This is a genomic window from Pantoea sp. MBLJ3, assembly GCF_000816655.1.
GTDB lineage: Bacteria > Pseudomonadota > Gammaproteobacteria > Enterobacterales > Enterobacteriaceae > Pantoea > Pantoea eucalypti.
On record NZ_JSUT01000005.1, the window covers coordinates 303,378 to 320,671 of the forward strand.

16 protein-coding genes are annotated in these 17,294 nt (G+C 57.0%); 12 read left to right on the forward strand and 4 right to left on the reverse strand.

The features are described 5' to 3' along the window. Positions 1-306 precede the first annotated feature (306 nt). Entirely contained in the window at positions 307-1,590 is a 1,284-nt protein-coding gene (fadL, locus tag NP77_RS07990; RefSeq protein WP_039659716.1) for a long-chain fatty acid transporter FadL, read from the reverse strand. A gap of 358 nt (positions 1,591-1,948) precedes the next feature. Here fadL and NP77_RS07995 point away from each other — a divergent pair, with 358 nt between their 5' ends. The 4 genes from NP77_RS07995 to sixA all read left to right on the forward strand — a co-directional run bounded on the left by NP77_RS07995 (position 1,949) and on the right by sixA (position 6,517). Beyond that, positions 1,949-2,245, forward strand: coding sequence for a YfcZ/YiiS family protein (locus NP77_RS07995; protein WP_082040836.1), 297 nt, complete (start codon positions 1,949-1,951; stop codon positions 2,243-2,245). A gap of 158 nt (positions 2,246-2,403) precedes the next feature. Further along, positions 2,404-3,714 carry an acetyl-CoA C-acyltransferase FadI gene (gene fadI, locus NP77_RS08000; RefSeq protein WP_008926494.1) on the forward strand — a complete coding sequence of 437 codons (1,311 nt, stop codon included), beginning with the start codon at positions 2,404-2,406 and terminating at the stop codon, positions 3,712-3,714. Further along, positions 3,714-5,810 (forward strand): fatty acid oxidation complex subunit alpha FadJ, encoded by a 2,097-nt coding sequence (gene fadJ / locus NP77_RS08005; RefSeq protein WP_039659718.1) that lies wholly within the window; start codon positions 3,714-3,716, stop codon positions 5,808-5,810. The genes fadI and fadJ overlap by 1 nt, the downstream gene beginning before the upstream one ends. Before the next feature lie 224 nt (positions 5,811-6,034). After that, positions 6,035-6,517, forward strand: coding sequence for a phosphohistidine phosphatase SixA (sixA, locus tag NP77_RS08010; RefSeq protein ID WP_033763107.1), 483 nt, complete (start codon positions 6,035-6,037; stop codon positions 6,515-6,517). Positions 6,518-6,546: 29 nt separating this feature from the next. On the opposite strand, the gene smrB is transcribed toward sixA, so the two are convergent. After that, a complete protein-coding gene (gene smrB, locus NP77_RS08015; protein WP_008926491.1) occupies positions 6,547-7,095 on the reverse strand; it encodes an endonuclease SmrB in 549 nt (182 codons plus the stop codon). 159 nt (positions 7,096-7,254) lie between these two features. Between smrB and prmB the strand changes: the two genes are divergently transcribed. The 6 genes from prmB to NP77_RS08045 are packed head-to-tail and all read left to right on the forward strand — an operon-like array spanning position 7,255 to position 11,841. Next, entirely contained in the window at positions 7,255-8,187 is a 933-nt protein-coding gene (gene prmB, locus NP77_RS08020) for a 50S ribosomal protein L3 N(5)-glutamine methyltransferase (RefSeq protein ID WP_008926490.1), read from the forward strand. A 45-nt stretch (positions 8,188-8,232) separates the two neighbouring features. Continuing rightward, the gene (aroC, locus tag NP77_RS08025) at positions 8,233-9,318 is read left to right on the forward strand and encodes a chorismate synthase (RefSeq protein ID WP_003854287.1); all 1,086 of its coding nucleotides are present in this window, start codon (positions 8,233-8,235) and stop codon (positions 9,316-9,318) included. Positions 9,319-9,322: 4 nt separating this feature from the next. Next, positions 9,323-10,147, forward strand: coding sequence for a penicillin-insensitive murein endopeptidase (gene mepA / locus NP77_RS08030; RefSeq protein ID WP_003854286.1), 825 nt, complete (start codon positions 9,323-9,325; stop codon positions 10,145-10,147). 8 nt (positions 10,148-10,155) lie between these two features. Further along, on the forward strand, positions 10,156-10,959 hold the full coding sequence (locus NP77_RS08035) for a sulfite exporter TauE/SafE family protein (protein ID WP_003854285.1): 804 nt from the start codon (positions 10,156-10,158) through the stop codon (positions 10,957-10,959). Positions 10,960-10,978: 19 nt separating this feature from the next. Next, on the forward strand, positions 10,979-11,524 hold the full coding sequence (locus NP77_RS08040) for an elongation factor P hydroxylase (protein ID WP_003854284.1): 546 nt from the start codon (positions 10,979-10,981) through the stop codon (positions 11,522-11,524). A gap of 32 nt (positions 11,525-11,556) precedes the next feature. After that, positions 11,557-11,841: a YfcL family protein gene (locus tag NP77_RS08045; RefSeq protein ID WP_003854283.1), complete on the forward strand. Its 285-nt coding sequence runs from the start codon at positions 11,557-11,559 to the stop codon at positions 11,839-11,841. A gap of 36 nt (positions 11,842-11,877) precedes the next feature. Here NP77_RS08045 and mnmC read toward each other — a convergent pair whose 3' ends face one another. Beyond that, positions 11,878-13,884 (reverse strand): bifunctional tRNA (5-methylaminomethyl-2-thiouridine)(34)-methyltransferase MnmD/FAD-dependent 5-carboxymethylaminomethyl-2-thiouridine(34) oxidoreductase MnmC, encoded by a 2,007-nt coding sequence (mnmC, locus tag NP77_RS08050; RefSeq protein WP_039659720.1) that lies wholly within the window; start codon positions 13,882-13,884, stop codon positions 11,878-11,880. A gap of 154 nt (positions 13,885-14,038) precedes the next feature. Here mnmC and fabB point away from each other — a divergent pair, with 154 nt between their 5' ends. Next, positions 14,039-15,259 carry a beta-ketoacyl-ACP synthase I gene (gene fabB / locus NP77_RS08055; protein ID WP_003854282.1) on the forward strand — a complete coding sequence of 407 codons (1,221 nt, stop codon included), beginning with the start codon at positions 14,039-14,041 and terminating at the stop codon, positions 15,257-15,259. A gap of 78 nt (positions 15,260-15,337) precedes the next feature. Here fabB and NP77_RS08060 read toward each other — a convergent pair whose 3' ends face one another. Continuing rightward, positions 15,338-16,762: a PLP-dependent aminotransferase family protein gene (locus tag NP77_RS08060; protein WP_008926488.1), complete on the reverse strand. Its 1,425-nt coding sequence runs from the start codon at positions 16,760-16,762 to the stop codon at positions 15,338-15,340. Between the two features lie 87 nt (positions 16,763-16,849). Here NP77_RS08060 and NP77_RS08065 point away from each other — a divergent pair, with 87 nt between their 5' ends. Beyond that, the gene (locus NP77_RS08065; RefSeq protein WP_003854280.1) at positions 16,850-17,293 is read left to right on the forward strand and encodes a rhodanese-like domain-containing protein; all 444 of its coding nucleotides are present in this window, start codon (positions 16,850-16,852) and stop codon (positions 17,291-17,293) included. Position 17,294 lies beyond the last annotated feature (1 nt).

Consider the following 17,294-nt stretch of genomic DNA (forward strand, 5'->3'; position numbering starts at 1 on the left):
CCTGCCTGCGTGTCGCTGTGTTTTTCTGCAGAGCGCACAGCAGCTGAAGTGATGGGAGCATACGCCCGGAACAAAGCATCGCGGGCCATGGATAAAGACGCCGGGAGCGTTTTTAAACAACGCAAAGCGTTGGCCCGGAAGCGGGCGCATCTCAGGGATGAGGTGCGTAATCGCCCGCGCTGAGCAGTCAGGTATGGCGGGTTTTGCGTCTTTGCAAAGGGCGCATGCTCCCTGAGCCAGCCAGCGACCCGCCGCCACAAAAAAGGGCGACTCACCAGAGTCGCCCTTTTTGATCGTGCTATTTCATCAGAACTTGTAGTTAAAGTTCGCGCCGTAAAGCCAGGCCTTACCTTCAGAGGTAAAGGTATAAGGACCTTCTTTCACCGTCACTTTCTGTCCGTGCATATAAGAGATGCCTAAATCAACAGAGGCATTATCGTTAAAGGCATAAGAGGTACCGGCACTTAGCCACAAACGATCCTGGTCCGGAATAGAGATAGAACGCTTATCTGCTGGCACCGGGCTGTCATCAAACGCAATACCGGTACGGAAAGTCCAGTTCTTGTCGTAGGAATAGGTCGTGCCCAGCGCAATGCGGTACGCATCGTGGAAGCTTTCATCTTTATAGAACAGCGTCTGGCCGTTTGAACCGGTCGCTTTCAGCTCCTGGAACTGACTCCAGCTGGTGTACGCCAGGCTGTAGTGAACCGCCCACTGCGGTGCCACTCTATGCCAGCCCGACACTTCCCACATCTCCGGCAGATTCAGGGTTAATGCCCCCGGAACGGTCGTGCCGTTGGTGCCATCAGGAACACCGGTCACGGTCGGATCATTAAACGCATTCAGCCGTGATGAGAGGTTGCTCTTGTAATCGCCATCGAAATCAATTTTAACTTCTGAACGGTAGGTAAAGCCGAAGCGGTTATTTTCATCCACTTCATACAGGACACCGGCATTCCAGCCGTAGCCCCACTTATCGCCTTTCAGATGGGCCACCTGGGTATCAGCCGGAATACCCAGCCTCGCGCCTGATTCACCTGCATAGCGTTCAATTTTGGCTTTGGCGTAAACCGCATCAAAACCCACACCCACACTAAAATGATCATTCAGACGATAGGCGGTGCTGAGATTGAAATTGCCGGTCATCAGGTCGGTTTTACCCCCGTAACCGCCTGCGGTGTAGCCATTATTAAACTCTGTGGCTAAGCCATAATTTGACGTTGCAGATGCGCCAATCCACCACTGATCGTTAATAGGCTGAACGTAATGAATATTGGGGATCCACTGATTCGGGGCAATATTATTGGCATCCAGGCTGCGTCCGCTGGGACTGCGACCACTGATGTTGACATCTGGCGCAATATAAACCGCACCGAGTGAAAATTCAGGACGATCCATTAATGCCATCGTCGCCGGGTTACGGCTGGCTGACGCCGCCGTATCGCCCATTGCCCCTTCGCCTGAATATGCGCGACCTAAACCAATCGTAGAGAATTCATTTAACTGAAATCCAGCTGCGTAAACGTGTGAAGAGACAAGCGCCACTGCAGCCGCCACGGCTGACTTTGCAAATAGGTTTTTATGGTTCATGACCACAACCTCATGTGAATTATTATTTAACGCTATAACGTCGCGTAACAAAGGACGGCGGATTGTAGGGACTGATGTAAAGCGCACATATCAGACCAGTGCGGAGAGTATAGGTCCGACCTGTGTGCATGTTGCAATATTGTTTTTCAAATATTTCAGAATTGATCGCTTAAAATTCGATCTGCTTAACAAAACAGCCCTAATTCTGCACAGCATACCGATTCCAGTTTGTTCTGGATCAATTTTTATTGTGATATTCGTCACTTAGGGCCATACGCGTGGCGCATTTTTGGGCAAGCAGGTAAAATTTCGGTCATAAAATCGCGCAAACCGCCAGAATGCTGGTCAGGAGAATGAAATGACTGATGCCATTAAAAAATGCAGTGCGACCGAAACCGCAGCCTGTTGCTGTGTTGATGTGGGCACAGTGATGGATAACACCGATTGCACTGCAAGCTGGTCAGAATGGTTTGCTCAGCGTGCCGATGCGGAAGCGAAATTAGCGCAACTTACCCAGCGCGCGCGTGAGGTTGAATCAAAACCCTGTGTGATTGAATCGCGCTTCAGCGAAGTAAATCAGGGCGTACAGCTCGATGTCGATTTCACCTTCAGCTGCCAGGCTGAAACCCTGATTTTTCAGCTCGGTTTGCGTTAAATCTCTAAGCGCCGCGTACATGCGGCGTTTTTCATTTTCGTGTTTCCCTTCGCACTTTTTCCTTTCCGATATTGGCGGCTCACCCGCTTGTGGTTAACACTGATCAGGTCAGACCTCTTCAGGCAATGATGCCACAGTCCCAGCCACAGGTGAGAATAATGAGCAAAGCGCAGCCGCTGCTGACGCGTGATGGTGAACGCATCGCAATAACCCATGGGTTACGCACCCCTTTCCTGCGCCAGGCGACCGGCTTTCATGGCATTCCCGCCATTGAACTGGGACGTATGGTGGTCAGCGAATTAATGGCGCGCAGTGAACTTCCCGCTGAAGTGATAGAGCAACTGGTCTTTGGGCAGGTCGTGCAGATGCCGGAAGCGCCGAACATTGCGCGGGAAATTGTTTTAAGCAGCGGGCTGAATGTACATACCGACGCTTACAGTGTCAGCCGTGCCTGCGCCACCAGTTTTCAGGCGGTAGCGAATGTGGCAGAAAGTCTGATGGCGGGCACCATCTCTGCGGGCATCGCGGGTGGGGCTGACTCCTCTTCAGTGCTGCCAATCGGTGTCAGTAAAACGCTGGCGCGTGCGCTGGTGGATCTCAATAAAGCCCGCAGCTTCGGGCAGAAACTGCAGATCCTGCGACGTCTGCGCCCACGCGATCTGCTGCCGGTGCCACCCGCAGTGGCGGAGTATTCCACTGGCCTGCGCATGGGCGACACAGCCGAACAGATGGCGAAGAGTCACGGCATTACCCGTGAAGCACAGGATGCGCTGGCATTGCGATCCCATCAGCATGCCGCCCGAGCCTGGCAATCCGGGGTACTGAATCAGGAAGTGATGGCCGCTTTTGTGCCGCCGTGGAAAACCGCTATCGATCAGGACAATAACGTCCGTATGAATGCCAAAGCGGAGGATTACGCCCGACTGCGTCCGGCATTTGATCGCCAGCACGGTAGTGTTACTGCGGCGAACAGTACGCCACTCACCGACGGCGCGGCCGCGGTGATTCTGATGCGCGAGGGCCGCGCCCGCGAGCTGGGTATCAGACCGCTGGGTTATCTGCGCAGCTACGCTTTTTCCGCTATCGGGGTGCAGCAGGATATGCTGCTGGGTCCGGCGTACGCTTCACCACTGGCCCTGGATCGCGCTGGCGTGACCCTGGCCGATCTGACGCTGATCGATATGCATGAAGCGTTTGCCGCCCAGACGCTGAGCAACCTGCAGATGTTTCGCGATGAGCGCTTTGCCCGTGAGGTACTGAATCGTCCGCATGCGCTGGGCGAAGTGAATGAAGAGCGCTTTAACGTGCTGGGCGGTTCAATCGCCTATGGTCATCCTTTCGCCGCCACGGGCGCGCGCATGATTACCCAGACGCTGAACGAATTACGCCGCCGGGGTGGCGGGTTAGGACTGGTCACTGCCTGTGCAGCAGGTGGTCTGGGTGCGGCAATGGTTCTGGAGGCCGAATAATGGAGCAGAATGCGTTTCATCTGAAGATGCGACTGGATCACGTCGGCATCATCACGATTGATGTCCCTGATGAGAAAATGAACACCCTGAAAGCGGAATTTGCCGGTCAGATCATCGCGATTATTGCGGAGGCGCGGCGCGATCCAAAGCTGGCTGGCCTGGTGCTGATTTCCGGCAAGCCGGATAACTTCATTGCGGGTGCGGACATCAGCATGATCGACCGCTGCAAGAGCGCGCAGGAAGCTGAAGCGCTGGCAAAACAGGGCCAGGAAGTGATGGCTGCGCTCGACGCGCTGCCGTTCCCGGTGGTTGCAGCCATCCACGGTGCCTGCCTCGGCGGCGGACTGGAGCTGGCGCTGGCCTGCGATGCACGTATCTGTTCGCTGGATGATAAAACCCGGCTCGGATTACCGGAGGTACAGCTCGGCTTGCTGCCAGGCTCTGGCGGCACTCAGCGGCTGCCACGCTTAATCGGCGTGCAGCAGGCGCTGCCGCTGATTCTGACCGGCAAAACGCTGCGGGCTAAACAGGCACGTAAGCTGGGTGTGGTTGATGACGCGGTGCCGCAGGCGATTCTGCTGGAGACCGCCATCGCCCGTGTGAAAAAGGGCAAGGTCAGCGGACGAACGCTGCCGCTGCGCGACCGTCTGCTGCATGGCCCGATTGGCCGTCAGGCACTGTTTGCCCTGGCGAGCCGTCAGACAGCTGCCAAGACCCAGGGCAATTATCCGGCGGCAAATCGCATTATTGAGGTGGTGCGCATCGGGCTGGAACAGGGCAGCCGGGCAGGACATGATGCTGAAGCGCGTGCCTTTGGTGAACTGGCGATGACGCCAGAATCCGTTGCGCTGCGCGGCATCTTCTTCGCGACAACGGCCATGAAGAAAGAGCGGGGCGGAGACGCGGAGCCTGCCGCGGTGAAAAGCGTCGCTATTCTCGGCGGTGGCCTGATGGGCGGCGGCATTGCCAGCGTCACCGCCATCAACGCGGGCTTGCCGGTGCGCATCAAAGATATCAGCCTGGAAGGGGTAAACCATGCGCTGAAAACCAGCTGGGAGCTGCTGAGTAAAAAGGTTAAACGACGCCAGCTGACGCCGGCACAGCGTCAACAGCAGATGGCTCGTATCACGGGCGGCACCGATTATCAGGGCTTTTCACAGCGTGATGTGGTGATCGAAGCCGTATTCGAAGATTTAGCGCTGAAGCAGCAGATGGTGAGCGAAGTGGAAGCACACTGCCAGCCGCACACGCTGTTTGCCTCAAACACCTCTTCGTTGCCGATCGAAGAGATCGCCGCCAAAGCGCAGCGTCCGGAAAACGTCATCGGGCTGCACTATTTCAGTCCGGTCGAAAAAATGCCGCTGGTGGAGGTGATTCCCCATCTGAACACCTCAACCGCAACGCTGGTGACGATTGTGGCACTGGCACGCAGCCAGGGCAAAACCCCGATTGTGGTGGCGGACAAGCCGGGTTTCTATGTTAACCGCATCCTGACGCCTTATATAAATGAAGCGATGCGCTGCCTGCTGGAGGGCGAACCCATCGACCATATTGATCGGGCGCTGGTGAAGTTTGGTTTTCCGGTCGGCCCGATTCAGCTGCTGGATGAGGTGGGTATCGACGTCGGCAGTAAAATCAGTCCCATCCTGCATCAGGCCTATGGCGAACGCTTTGCCGCGCCGGCCGCGTTTGATGCGGTGTTGAAAGATGGCCGCAAGGGACGTAAAAACAGCAAAGGCTTTTATCGCTATGACCAGGCGCGCTGGCAGCGTAAAAAACCTGACGCCTCACTTTATACTTTGCTGAAGGTCACACCGAAAGCCAGGCAGAGTGAGGCACAGATTGCTGAACGCTGTGTCATGATGATGCTCAATGAGGCGGCTCGCTGTCTTGACGAGCAGGTGATCCGCTGCGCGCGCGATGGCGATATCGGTGCCGTGTTTGGCATCGGCTTTCCGCCATTTTTGGGTGGTCCGTTCCACTACATGGACAAACTGGGCGCGGCGGAAATGGTCAACAGATTAACCCGGCTTACGCAGCAACATGGGGAACGTTTTACACCCTGTGACGCGCTGATTGAGGTGGCTAAAAAATAGACGAAATTTTACATTTCTGCTGAAAATGGAATAACCAATCCGATTCAGCGGCTTAGAAAAACGCCGCCAGAGTGTGCGGCGCAGCATGATTCTGAGAAGTGCTTATTTAATAAACAACCGGTTGACTATACTGAAGCCATTAGGGTAAAACACAGCGTTCATTCGCAGAGTGAAGAGTCAGGCGCTACGCGTCGGGCGATGTCGACAAACAACAGCGGTGCTTTATGCAAGTTTTTATCATGCGTCACGGCGATGCGGCTCTGGAAGCAGCCAGTGATTCAGTCAGGCCATTGACCTTATGTGGCTGCAACGAATCACGTCAAATGGCCAACTGGCTTAACAGCCAGACGCCGGACATTGAGCGAGTAATGGTGAGTCCCTATTTACGCGCGCAGCAAACGCTCGCGACGGTGCGTGAAGCCTTTCCCCTGCCGGAAGGCCAGGACGTTCTGCCGGAGTTAACGCCGGGTGGCGATCCTGAGATGGTAGGGTGCTATCTGCAGGCGCTGGCGAATGAAGGCGTGAAATCGGCGCTGGTGATCTCACATTTACCGTTGGTAGGGTATTTAGTCTCTGAACTGTGCCCACAGGAAGCACCGCCCATGTTTGCCACTTCCGCCATTGCCTGCGTGGAGTTCGATCCCGCGGCAAGCGCAGGTAAATTGCTGTGGCAGGTCAGTCCCAAAAAACTGGCGAAAGCGATCTGACGTCTCTGGGCCGATCCCGTCGGCCCCTTTTATGGCAACTCAGGCGGTTGCCACTCCTCAATCTCAATCAATACCAGCAGCGCGGCGTCACCGCCAAACATCTTCGGCGCCTGATGAAAAGCCATCACCCACGGATGCTGGGCCAGCCACAGCGGCGTCTGCTGCTTCAGAATATGCTTCCCATGACCGGTCATGACGCTGGCGCAGAACAGATGTTCACGGCGGCAGGCGGCGATGAGTGCCCCCAGCTCCTGCTTGGCCTGCTGCTGCGTTAATCCGTGCAGATCCAGGAAAATCTCTGGCGTATAGTCGCCGCGACGCAATTTTTTCAGCTCAAAGTGACTGACATCGGCGCGAACGTAACGGGTTGCCCCTTCCGTAGAAAGCAGCGGCTGAAACTCATCCGAAAAGTAGTGACTGTTGTCCGCCTGCTCTGAAAGCAGACGTTTCACCGGAATCTGGCGGGTTTTCACCGGCGCTTTATGGACAAAGGTGTCCTGTTTTAACTGACGTGTTCCGGTCATTAACTGGCGAAACAGCGCTTCATCATCCGGGCTTAGTGGTGTTTTTTTACTCATGGCAGGTCAGTCATATCAGAAAAGGCTGTCACACAGCAGAGCCGCTACCTTACCGTTAAGTGTCATTAAATGTCAGCTTTTTCACCTCGCTGCGCTGAATTCTCCCCGGCTTCATGGCACACTACTGGCCGATTTAGCAAAAGTCCTGCGGAGGGCTACGTGGACAAAATTTTCGTCGATGAGGCAGTGAACGAACTGCACACCATTCAGGACATGCTGCGCTGGGCGGTCAGCCGCTTTTCCGCTGCCGGAATCTGGTACGGACATGGTACAGACAATCCCTGGGACGAAGCCGTTCAACTGGTCCTGCCGTCACTCTGGCTGCCGCTGGATATTCCGGAAGATATGCGCAACGCGCGTCTGACCGCCAGCGAACGTCTGCTGATCGTTGAGCGCGTTATCCGTCGCGTCAACGAGCGCATTCCGGTCGCCTATCTGACCAATAAAGCCTGGTTCTGCGGTCACGAATTCTTTGTGGATGAGCGCGTGCTGGTTCCACGTTCACCCATTGGCGAACTGATTGAGAACCGCTTTGCCGGCCTGGTCAGCACGCCGCCGCGTCATATTCTGGATATGTGTACCGGCAGCGGCTGCATCGCGATTGCCTGCGCCTATGCCTTCCCGGAAGCGGAAGTGGACGCCGTGGATATCTCCACCGGTGCGCTGGCCGTCGCCGAGCAGAATATTGAAGAGCATGGACTGATTCATCAGGTGACGCCAATTCGTGCTGACCTGTTCCGCGAACTGCCACAGCTAAAATACGATCTGATCGTCACGAATCCGCCGTATGTGGATGCGGAAGACATGGATGATCTGCCAAACGAATATCGTCACGAACCTGAGCTGGGTCTGGCGGCAGGCAGCGATGGCCTGAAGCTGGTGCGCCGTATTCTGGCGTGTGCACCTGACTATCTCAGCGAGCAGGGCGTTCTGGTCTGCGAAGTGGGCAACAGCATGGTGCACATGATCGAGCAGTATCCCGATGTGCCCTTTACCTGGCTGGAATTCGACAACGGCGGTGACGGCGTCTTTACGCTGACGCGCCAGCAGATTGTCGACGCACAACACCATTTCTCTTTTTATAAAGACTAAAAGTGGGGCGAAGTATCGCCCGCCAAACCCTGAGAAGGAAACAGCATGGCCGGAAACAGCATCGGGCAATTTTTTCGAGTAACCACCTTCGGCGAGTCCCACGGTCTTGCGCTGGGCTGCATTGTTGACGGCGTGCCGCCAGGCATCCCGCTGACCGAAGCCGATATTCAGCACGATCTCGATCGCCGTCGTCCTGGCACATCGCGCTATACCACGCAGCGCCGCGAGCCGGATCAGGTGAAAATTTTGTCCGGTGTGTTTGAAGGCGTGACGACCGGCACCTCAATTGGTCTGCTGATTGAGAACACCGATCAGCGCTCGCAGGATTACGGCGCGATCAAAGATCTGTTCCGTCCGGGCCATGCGGATTACACCTACGAGCAGAAATATGGTCAGCGCGACTACCGTGGCGGCGGCCGCTCGTCGGCGCGCGAAACCGCGATGCGTGTGGCGGCAGGTGCCATCGCCAAGAAATACCTGCAGATGAAACACGGTGTGGTGGTGCGCGGCTATCTGTCACAGATTGGTGATATCGCCTGCGAGCTGAAAGACTGGAGCATCGTAGAAGAGAACCCGTTCTTCTGCCCGGATGCTGGCAAGCTGGAAGCGCTGGACGAACTGATGCGCGGCCTGAAAAAAGAGGGCGACTCCATTGGCGCTAAAGTCACTGTCATGGCTGAGAACGTGCCACCAGGCCTGGGCGAGCCGGTCTTCGACCGACTGGACGCCGATCTGGCGCATGCGCTGATGAGTATCAATGCCGTCAAAGGCGTCGAAATCGGTGACGGCTTTGCGGTGGTAAACCAGCGCGGCAGTCAGCATCGCGACGAGATCCGTCACGATGGTTTCCAGAGCAATCACGCGGGTGGCATTCTGGGCGGTATCAGCAGCGGTCAGATCATCAGCGCCAATGTGGCGATGAAACCGACTTCCAGCATCACCGTGCCGGGTAAAACCATTACCCGCGATGGCGAAGAAGTGGAGATGATCACCAAAGGTCGTCACGATCCCTGCGTGGGGATCCGTGCCGTGCCGATCGCGGAAGCGATGATGGCGATCGTGCTGATGGATCATCTGCTGCGCCAGCGGGCGCAGAACGGTGATGTTAACAGCTCCGTGCCGCGCTGGTGATGGCATGAAAGCGCTCTTGCTTACCCTGAGTGCGCTGCTGATCAGCGCCTCAAGCCTGGCGGCGACGCCGTGGCAAAACATTCAGCATCCAATCAGCGGCGCACCGCAATCTATTGGCGGCTTTGCCAATGGCTGTATTGTTGGCGCGCAGTCGCTGCCGCTGAATTCACCCAACTATCAGGTGATGCGGCAGGATCAGCGGCGTTATTTCGGTCATCCCGATTTGATTCAGTTTATTCAGCGGCTCAGCACCCAGGTGCATAACCTGCAACTGGGTAACGTGCTGATTGGCGACATGGGCATGGCAGCAGGCGGGCGCTTCAGCAGCGGTCACGCCAGTCATCAGACCGGACTGGATGTAGATATCTGGCTGCAGCTACCAAAAAGCCGCTGGAGCGCGCAGCAACTGCTGAAGCCGCAGCCGCTGGATCTGGTTGGGCCAGGCGATAAAAATGTCATTGCGCGCCACTGGCAGCCGGAAATCGACAGCCTGATTAAACTGGCGGCCAAAGATGATGATGTCACACGCATCTTCGTCAATCCGGCAATTAAAAAGCAGCTTTGTGCTGATGCAGGTAACGATCGCGACTGGCTGCGTAAAGTGCGTCCGTGGTTTGCTCATCGTGCCCATATGCATGTGCGGCTGCGCTGCCCGGCAGGCAGTATTGGCTGTGAAGATCAGCCTGCACCGCCGCCAGGCGATGGCTGTGGCGCAGAACTGCAGAGCTGGTTCCTGCCGAAGCAACCGGGTTCTGGTGCACCGGTGAAACGTGAGCCACCGCCGCTGCCGCCTGCCTGTCAGGCCCTGCTGGATAAACATTTACTGTAAGGGATTCCATGGATTGGTTTGTGGTCAGCCCGCTGCTGGTCGGGCTGCTGTTTTTAATCGCCATGCTGGCCGGTTTTATTGATTCAATCGCGGGTGGCGGGGGATTACTTACGGTACCTTCGTTGCTGGCGGCGGGCCTCTCTCCCGCCCAGGCGCTGGCGACCAATAAACTGCAATCAGTCGGCGGATCGTTTTCCGCCAGTCTCTACTTTGTCCGACGCGGTGCAGTGAAGCTGAATGAACAGTGGCTGAATATCGCCATGACGCTGATGGGGTCCGTGCTGGGTGCGATACTGATTCAGCGCCTGCAGGCGGATTTTCTGCGCCAGATGCTGCCGCTGTTTTTAATCGCCATCGGCCTGTGGTTCCTGCTGATGCCGCGCCTGGGGGAAGTGGATCAGGCGCGCCGCCTGCATGGCCTGGCTTATGCGCTGGTGGGCGGCGGAGCAGTAGGATTCTACGACGGATTTTTCGGACCGGGCGCAGGCTCCTTTTATGCGCTGGCTTTCGTCACGCTCTGCGGCTACAACCTGGCCAAAGCGACCGCGCACGCCAAGGTCCTTAACTTCACTTCAAACCTGGGCAGCCTGCTGTTCTTTATGTTCGGCGGCAAAGTGGTGTGGGGAACAGGCCTGGTTATGATGCTCGGCGCGTTCTGCGGCGCGCGTCTGGGCGCGCGGCTGGTGCTGAGCCGCGGACAGAAACTGATCCGCCCGATGGTGGTCATTGTCTCTGCCGTCATGAGCATTAAATTACTGTGGGACAGCCACGGCAGCGACGTTCTGGCCTGGCTGGCCACGCTGCATTCGTAACTTTTTACGTGATACCGTCATGAACCCGACTCATCATTATGAACAGCTGATCACGCTGTTTGATCGCTGTTTCAGCGATGAATTTCAGACCCGTCTAATTAAAGGCGACGATGAACCGATCTATCTTCCTGCGGATGCAGAGTCGCCGTGGAACCGCGTGGTCTTTGCCCACGGCTTCTACGCCAGCGCTCTGCACGAGATCTCACACTGGTGCATCGCCGGTGAAGCCCGCCGCAAACTGGTCGATTTTGGCTACTGGTACTGCCCGGATGGCCGCGACGCGCTGACCCAGAGTCAGTTTGAAGCCGTGGAAGTGAAGCCGCAGGCGCTGGAGTGGATGTTTTGTACGGCGGCAGGCTTTCCCTTCAACGTGAGTTGTGACAATCTCGATGGAGATTGTGAGCCGGATCGCATTGCGTTTCAGCGTAAAGTCCATGCTCAGGTCATGAGCTATCTGACGTCGGGCATTCCCGACCGTCCCGCGCGTTTTATTACCGCCCTGGCGGAATTTTATGGCAGGCCGTCATTAACAGCGTCGCAGTTTCCCTGGCCGGACGATCTGTGATGCAGAAAGGCATTATAAATAGAGGAATTAAGATGATCGCAGAATTTGAAGCGCGTATTCTGGCCCTGATTGACGACATGGTCGAGCATGCCAGTGACGATGAGCTGTTCGCCAGCGGTTATCTGCGCGGGCATCTGACACTGGCCGTGGCCGAGGTGGAGCAACTGGGCGAACATACGCCAGAAGCGCTGCAGATTCAGGTCTCCCGCAGCCTGCAAAATGCCATTGCGGCGGGTGAACTCTCGCCGCGCGATCAGGCATTAGTGGTGGGGATGTGGGACAACCTGTTTGTCCAGGCTCGTCAGCTCTCCGCCTGACAGTGCAGGGCGGCATGCCGCCCTTATCATCGCCAGTTAAACCGCTTTTCCCTTCAGTAATTTCCTTACCCAGTAACGATTAGGATTGAGGGCTGCCAGCGTACTGGCATCCAGCGGCTGTGGCTCGCCGGTCAGCTGGGCTGCCAGCACTTCGGCTGCCAGCGGTGCACTGCACAGGCCGCGCGACCCCAGCGCCCCAAACAGGTATAAGCCCGTAAACTCAGGTGCGTCAGCGATGTCATGACCTGCTGCAAGCTGGGTCGGTAAATCAGCATACTGCTTAAGCGTCGCATCATAATCCGGTACGCCGCCCACCATCGGCAGGTGGTCCCGCGTGGCACAACGCACGCCCATTCTTGCTTCACCGCCACTGACATCCACGTTTGTTGCCCAGCGGCTGTCAGGCAGGCAATGCAACAGGCGGCTGCGGTTCTCCTGCTGATCCTCTTCCCGGTAATCTGTGGCGGTTTCGCCACGGTGATAGCTGGCACCGATGCAGTGAGTACCAAACTGTGGGCTGACGGGCGTCAGATAGCCGTCGTAACAGAGCACGGTGTGGAGTGCATTAAGCCCCGGCGTGGAGGGAACATGGCTTACCTGACCGGCCACCGGATAGGCTGGCAGCGGGGCGCTCTGCGCAAAGTCGGCTATCGCATGACCGTTTGCCAGCACCACCGTGGCATGACGGACCGCCGGACGATCGCTGAACGTCAGCGTCCAGTGATCGCCCTCGCGTGAAAGTTCGCTGACGCGATGCAGCCAGTGAATGCGTAATCCCTGGGTTTCGCCATGCGCCAGCATCGCGCTGGTCAGCTCAGCCGGTGAAAGCCAGCCGCCCTGCGGGTAGAAAATACCGCCACAGCCGTGGTCGACATTCGCCAGCGTCTCTGCCTCATCCACATTAACGCCACGGGCGATGGATTCAGGCAGGCCCATCGCCAGCATCTGATCGATCTTCTTGCGGCTTTTCTCATCCCAGCCCAGTTGCAGCACACCGCTCCAGTGATGTTCATAGGCGACAGTTAACTGATCGTAGAGCCGCCGGGCAAAACTGAATGCTGCCGGGAAAAAGGTGGCAAGCGCCGGGTCGTGCTGATTGAGCAGCGGATAGAGTGCTCCCTGACGATTGCCGGACGCACCCAGCGCCGGCGCCTCATCGGCGCAGTAAAGCGTCACCCGCCAGCCGCGACGCAGCAGCGCCAGCGCCAGCGTGGCACTGGCAACGCCGCCGCCAATGAGCGCAACATCATGTTGCGCCGCTGATTGACGATGATACCAGGGCTGCCCGGCAGGCAGCGCAGGTGCATCCTGTAAAGGTCCGCATAGCATTTCGCGCTTGGGACCAAATCCTTTGCGGCGGATGACGTCAAAGCCGGCCTCCTGCAGACCGCGCCGGACAATGCCTGCGGCGGTAAAGGTCGCGAATGTCCCCTGCGGACGCGCCAGTTTTGCCATCATGCTGAACAGTGCTGGCGTCCACATATCCGGGTTCTTCGACGGCGCGAAACCATCCAGGAACCAGGCATCCACCTGATGATTCAGGCTCTCATCCAGCTCTCCCATCAGCTGGTTAATATCGCCCAGCCACAGGTCGAGGGTGATACGTCCGCCGTCAAACAGCAGTCGCTGACAGCCGGGCAGGGCGGCGGGCCATTGCGCCTGCAGCGCCGCCGCCCACGGGGCCAGTTCAGGCCAGTGCTGCTGCGCCGCAGCCAGGTCATCACGGGTTAACGGAAATTTCTCAAAGCTGATGAAATGCAGACGTTTTAAAGTGGCATCAGGCTGGTCACGCTGAAACGCATCGAACGCCTGCCACAACGTCAGAAAATTGAGGCCGGTGCCAAAACCGCTTTCCGCCACGATCAGCAGATCCCGTGGATGCTCAGCAAAACGCTGGGGAAAACCGTTGCCGCCAAGGAAGACATAGCGTGTCTCTTCCAGACCATTGTCATTAGAGAAATAGACGTCGCCAAACGCTCGGGAAACAGGTGTACCCTGTTCATTCCAGTTTAGCTGCGCATGTTCGACCGGGGTTAATTTCACGGTAAAGGCTCATTTTTCAGGCAGTGGCGCGATTTTAGCGACCCACGTGACATGACGCAAATTTACAAAAGGAAATAGCTGATCGGACTTGTTCGGCGTACAAGTGTACGCTAGAGTGCATGCCAATTAAGAAGAAGTGGATGAGGAAGATTGAATGAAACGTGCTGTGATTACTGGCTTAGGGATCGTTTCCAGTATTGGTAATAACCAGCAGGAGGTGCTGTCATCTCTGCGTGAAGGACGCTCTGGCATCACCTTTTCTGAAGAGATGAAAGATTCCGGCATGCGTAGTCACGTCTGGGGTAACGTTAAACTGGATACCACCGGCCTCATCGATCGCAAAGTTGTGCGTTTTATGAGTGATGCGTCAATCTATGCTTATCTTTCCATGGAAGAAGCGATTAAAGATTCCGGCCTCACCACTGAAATGTATCAGAGCAACCCACGTGTGGGTCTGATTGCAGGCTCAGGCGGCGGTTCTCCACGTTTCCAGGTATTTGGTGCTGATGCGATGCGCAGCCCACGTGGCCTGAAAGCGGTTGGCCCTTACGTGGTCACCAAAGCGATGGCTTCTGGCGTCTCTGCCTGCCTCGCCACGCCGTTCAAGATTCATGGCGTAAACTACTCAATCAGCTCCGCCTGTGCCACCTCGGCGCACTGTATCGGTAATGCTGTTGAGCAGATTCAGCTCGGCAAGCAGGATATCGTTTTTGCTGGCGGCGGCGAAGAGCTGTGCTGGGAAATGGCCTGTGAATTCGACGCGATGGGCGCGCTCTCTACCCGTTACAACGACACCCCGGAAAAAGCGTCACGTACCTATGACAACGAGCGCGACGGTTTTGTTATTGCGGGTGGCGGCGGCATGGTCGTTGTTGAAGAGCTGGAGCATGCGCTGGCTCGTGGTGCGCACATCTATGCCGAAATCGTCGGTTACGGTGCGACGTCAGACGGTGCAGACATGGTTGCGCCATCCGGCGAAGGCGCAGTACGCTGCATGAAGATGGCGATGCACGGTGTCGATACACCCATCGACTATCTGAACAGCCACGGAACCTCTACCCCGGTAGGTGATGTGAAAGAGCTGGGTGCGATTCGTGAAGTGTTTGGCGATAACACGCCATACATCTCTGCGACCAAAGCAATGACCGGCCACTCACTGGGTGCCGCTGGCGTGCAGGAAGCGATCTACTCGCTGCTGATGCTGGAGCATGGTTTTATCGCGCCAAGCATCAACATCACCTCGCTGGACGCGGCAGCAACCGGCATGAACATTGTGACTGAGCCAGTGGAAAAAGAGCTGACCACCGTGATGTCTAACAGCTTTGGTTTTGGCGGCACCAACGCCACACTGACCATGCGTAAATATCAGGCGTAATCAGTACTCTGAAGGGCCGGCTTGCCGGCCCTTTTTGTTTTTAAAGCCCATCTCCGTTACCTCATTTACCCCTCGGTATTAACCCTCCCGCTGCAGCAGCCGCAGCAACTTATCGCATCCTGCCACAATCTCGTCAGGCGTCAGCGCGGCAAAACCGAGCATCCAGCCTTGCTGAGATGCGTGTCCGGCATAAAGCGGACTCAGTCGCGGTAGCAACAATCCCTGTTGTGTTGCCAGCGCGGTTAAGCGCGCTTCATCCTTTTGCACTGTCACCGTCAGCTGCAATCCACCGCCGCTGGCTATTGGCGTGATCCACGGCGAGAGCCGCTGCTCAATCTGCTCAAGCAACCGATCGCGACGGCTGTGATAGAGCTGACGCATCAGGCGCAGATGGCTGGCGAAATGTCCCTGTTGCAGAAAGGCGGCAGTGACAGCCTGCGGCAGCAGGGCGCTGTGCCCATCCAGCACGCTCCGTGCCCGGCCTATGGGCGTAACCAGCGCCGGCGGCACCACCATCCAGGCCAGACGCAGGGAAGGAAACAGCGATTTCGAGAAGGTGCCCAGCGTAATGACCCGCTGATGCCGGTCCAGGCCCTGCAATGCAGGAATCGGACGTTCGTTGTAGTGAAACTCGCTGTCGTAATCGTCCTCTATCAGCCAGCTCTGGTTGCGCTGTGCCCAGTCCAGCCATGCCAGACGTCGCGGCAGGCTGAGCGTGACGCTGGTGGGATAGTGATGCGAGGGCGTCAGGTACATGAGCGTTGCACTGCCACTGGTGGGCAGGGCGCCTTCGGCATCAACAACAATCCCACGCACCTGTGCGCCTGCAGCCAGGAAGGCATTGCGGGCACCGGGATAGCCCGGCTCCTCCATCCACACCTCATCACCAGGATCGACCAGCATCATGCTCAGTAACTGCAGCGCCTGTTGGGAACTGGTCAGAATGATGACCTGCTCCGGCTGGCACGCGACGCCCCGGGAGAGTGTCAGATAATCAGCAAGTGCACTGCGTAACGGCAGATAGCCACAGGGATCGCCATATCCCATTGCGGTGCTGCCCAGAGAACGTTGTACGCTGCTGCTCAGGCGTCGCCAGGTGTCGTGAGGAAACGCACGTAACTCCGGTGAACCGGATGCGAACGCGTGAGGAAAAGGGGGATCCTGACAGCCACCGGTTGCCAGCACCTGCTGGCCGCGCGCCGAAAAACGGGCGGGCTGATGCCGTGTCGGCAAAGATGAGGGTGTGCCGGGGATGATGATGGCGACAAAAGTACCGCGACCGGTTTCACGTCGCAGATAGCCTTCACTCTCCAGTTGTCCGTAGGCCGCTTCCACCGTCACGCGTGAAAGGTGCAGATCCAGCGCCAGCTGTCTGCTGGAGGGTAACTGCTGACCCGCACGCAGATGGTGCCGGTTAATCGCCAGCCGAAGGGTCGCGCAGAGACGTTCACGCACGCCGCCACTGGTCTGATGCTGGAAAAGTTGTAACAGCGGTGAAGGCATATCGGTCTTATCCCTGATGAAGAATGGGTATCAGTAAGCAGTCCACTTTGCCGTAAACTGCGAATTCATCACAACAGGAGAATCGCTATGTCATCAGTTTTACGCATTCCGGCCGCCACGCCGCAGCAAAGCCTCGACTATCTGCAGTCAAAACTCGCGTATTACACCGACGCGTGGGATCTGGCGGAAGACCTGGAGCAGCAGCGTCAGGCTATCGTGGTGATTGATGCGCGTGCGCCGGAGGCTTATCGCGCCGGGCACATCTGCGGCGCCATCAACTTTCCGCATCGCGGGATGGATGCCAGCACGACGGCCCGGCTTGATCGCCGCAAAGTGTATGTCACTTATTGTGACGGCATTGGCTGTAACGGCTCGACGAAAGCGGCCCTGAAGCTGGCATCGCTGGGCTTTCAGGTAAAGGAGTTAATTGGCGGGCTGGATTTCTGGAAACGTGATGGTCATCCGCTGACCTGGGGTGATGCGGCGGGTGAATGGCCCGTTACCGCGACCAAAGCATCCTGTGGCTGTTAGC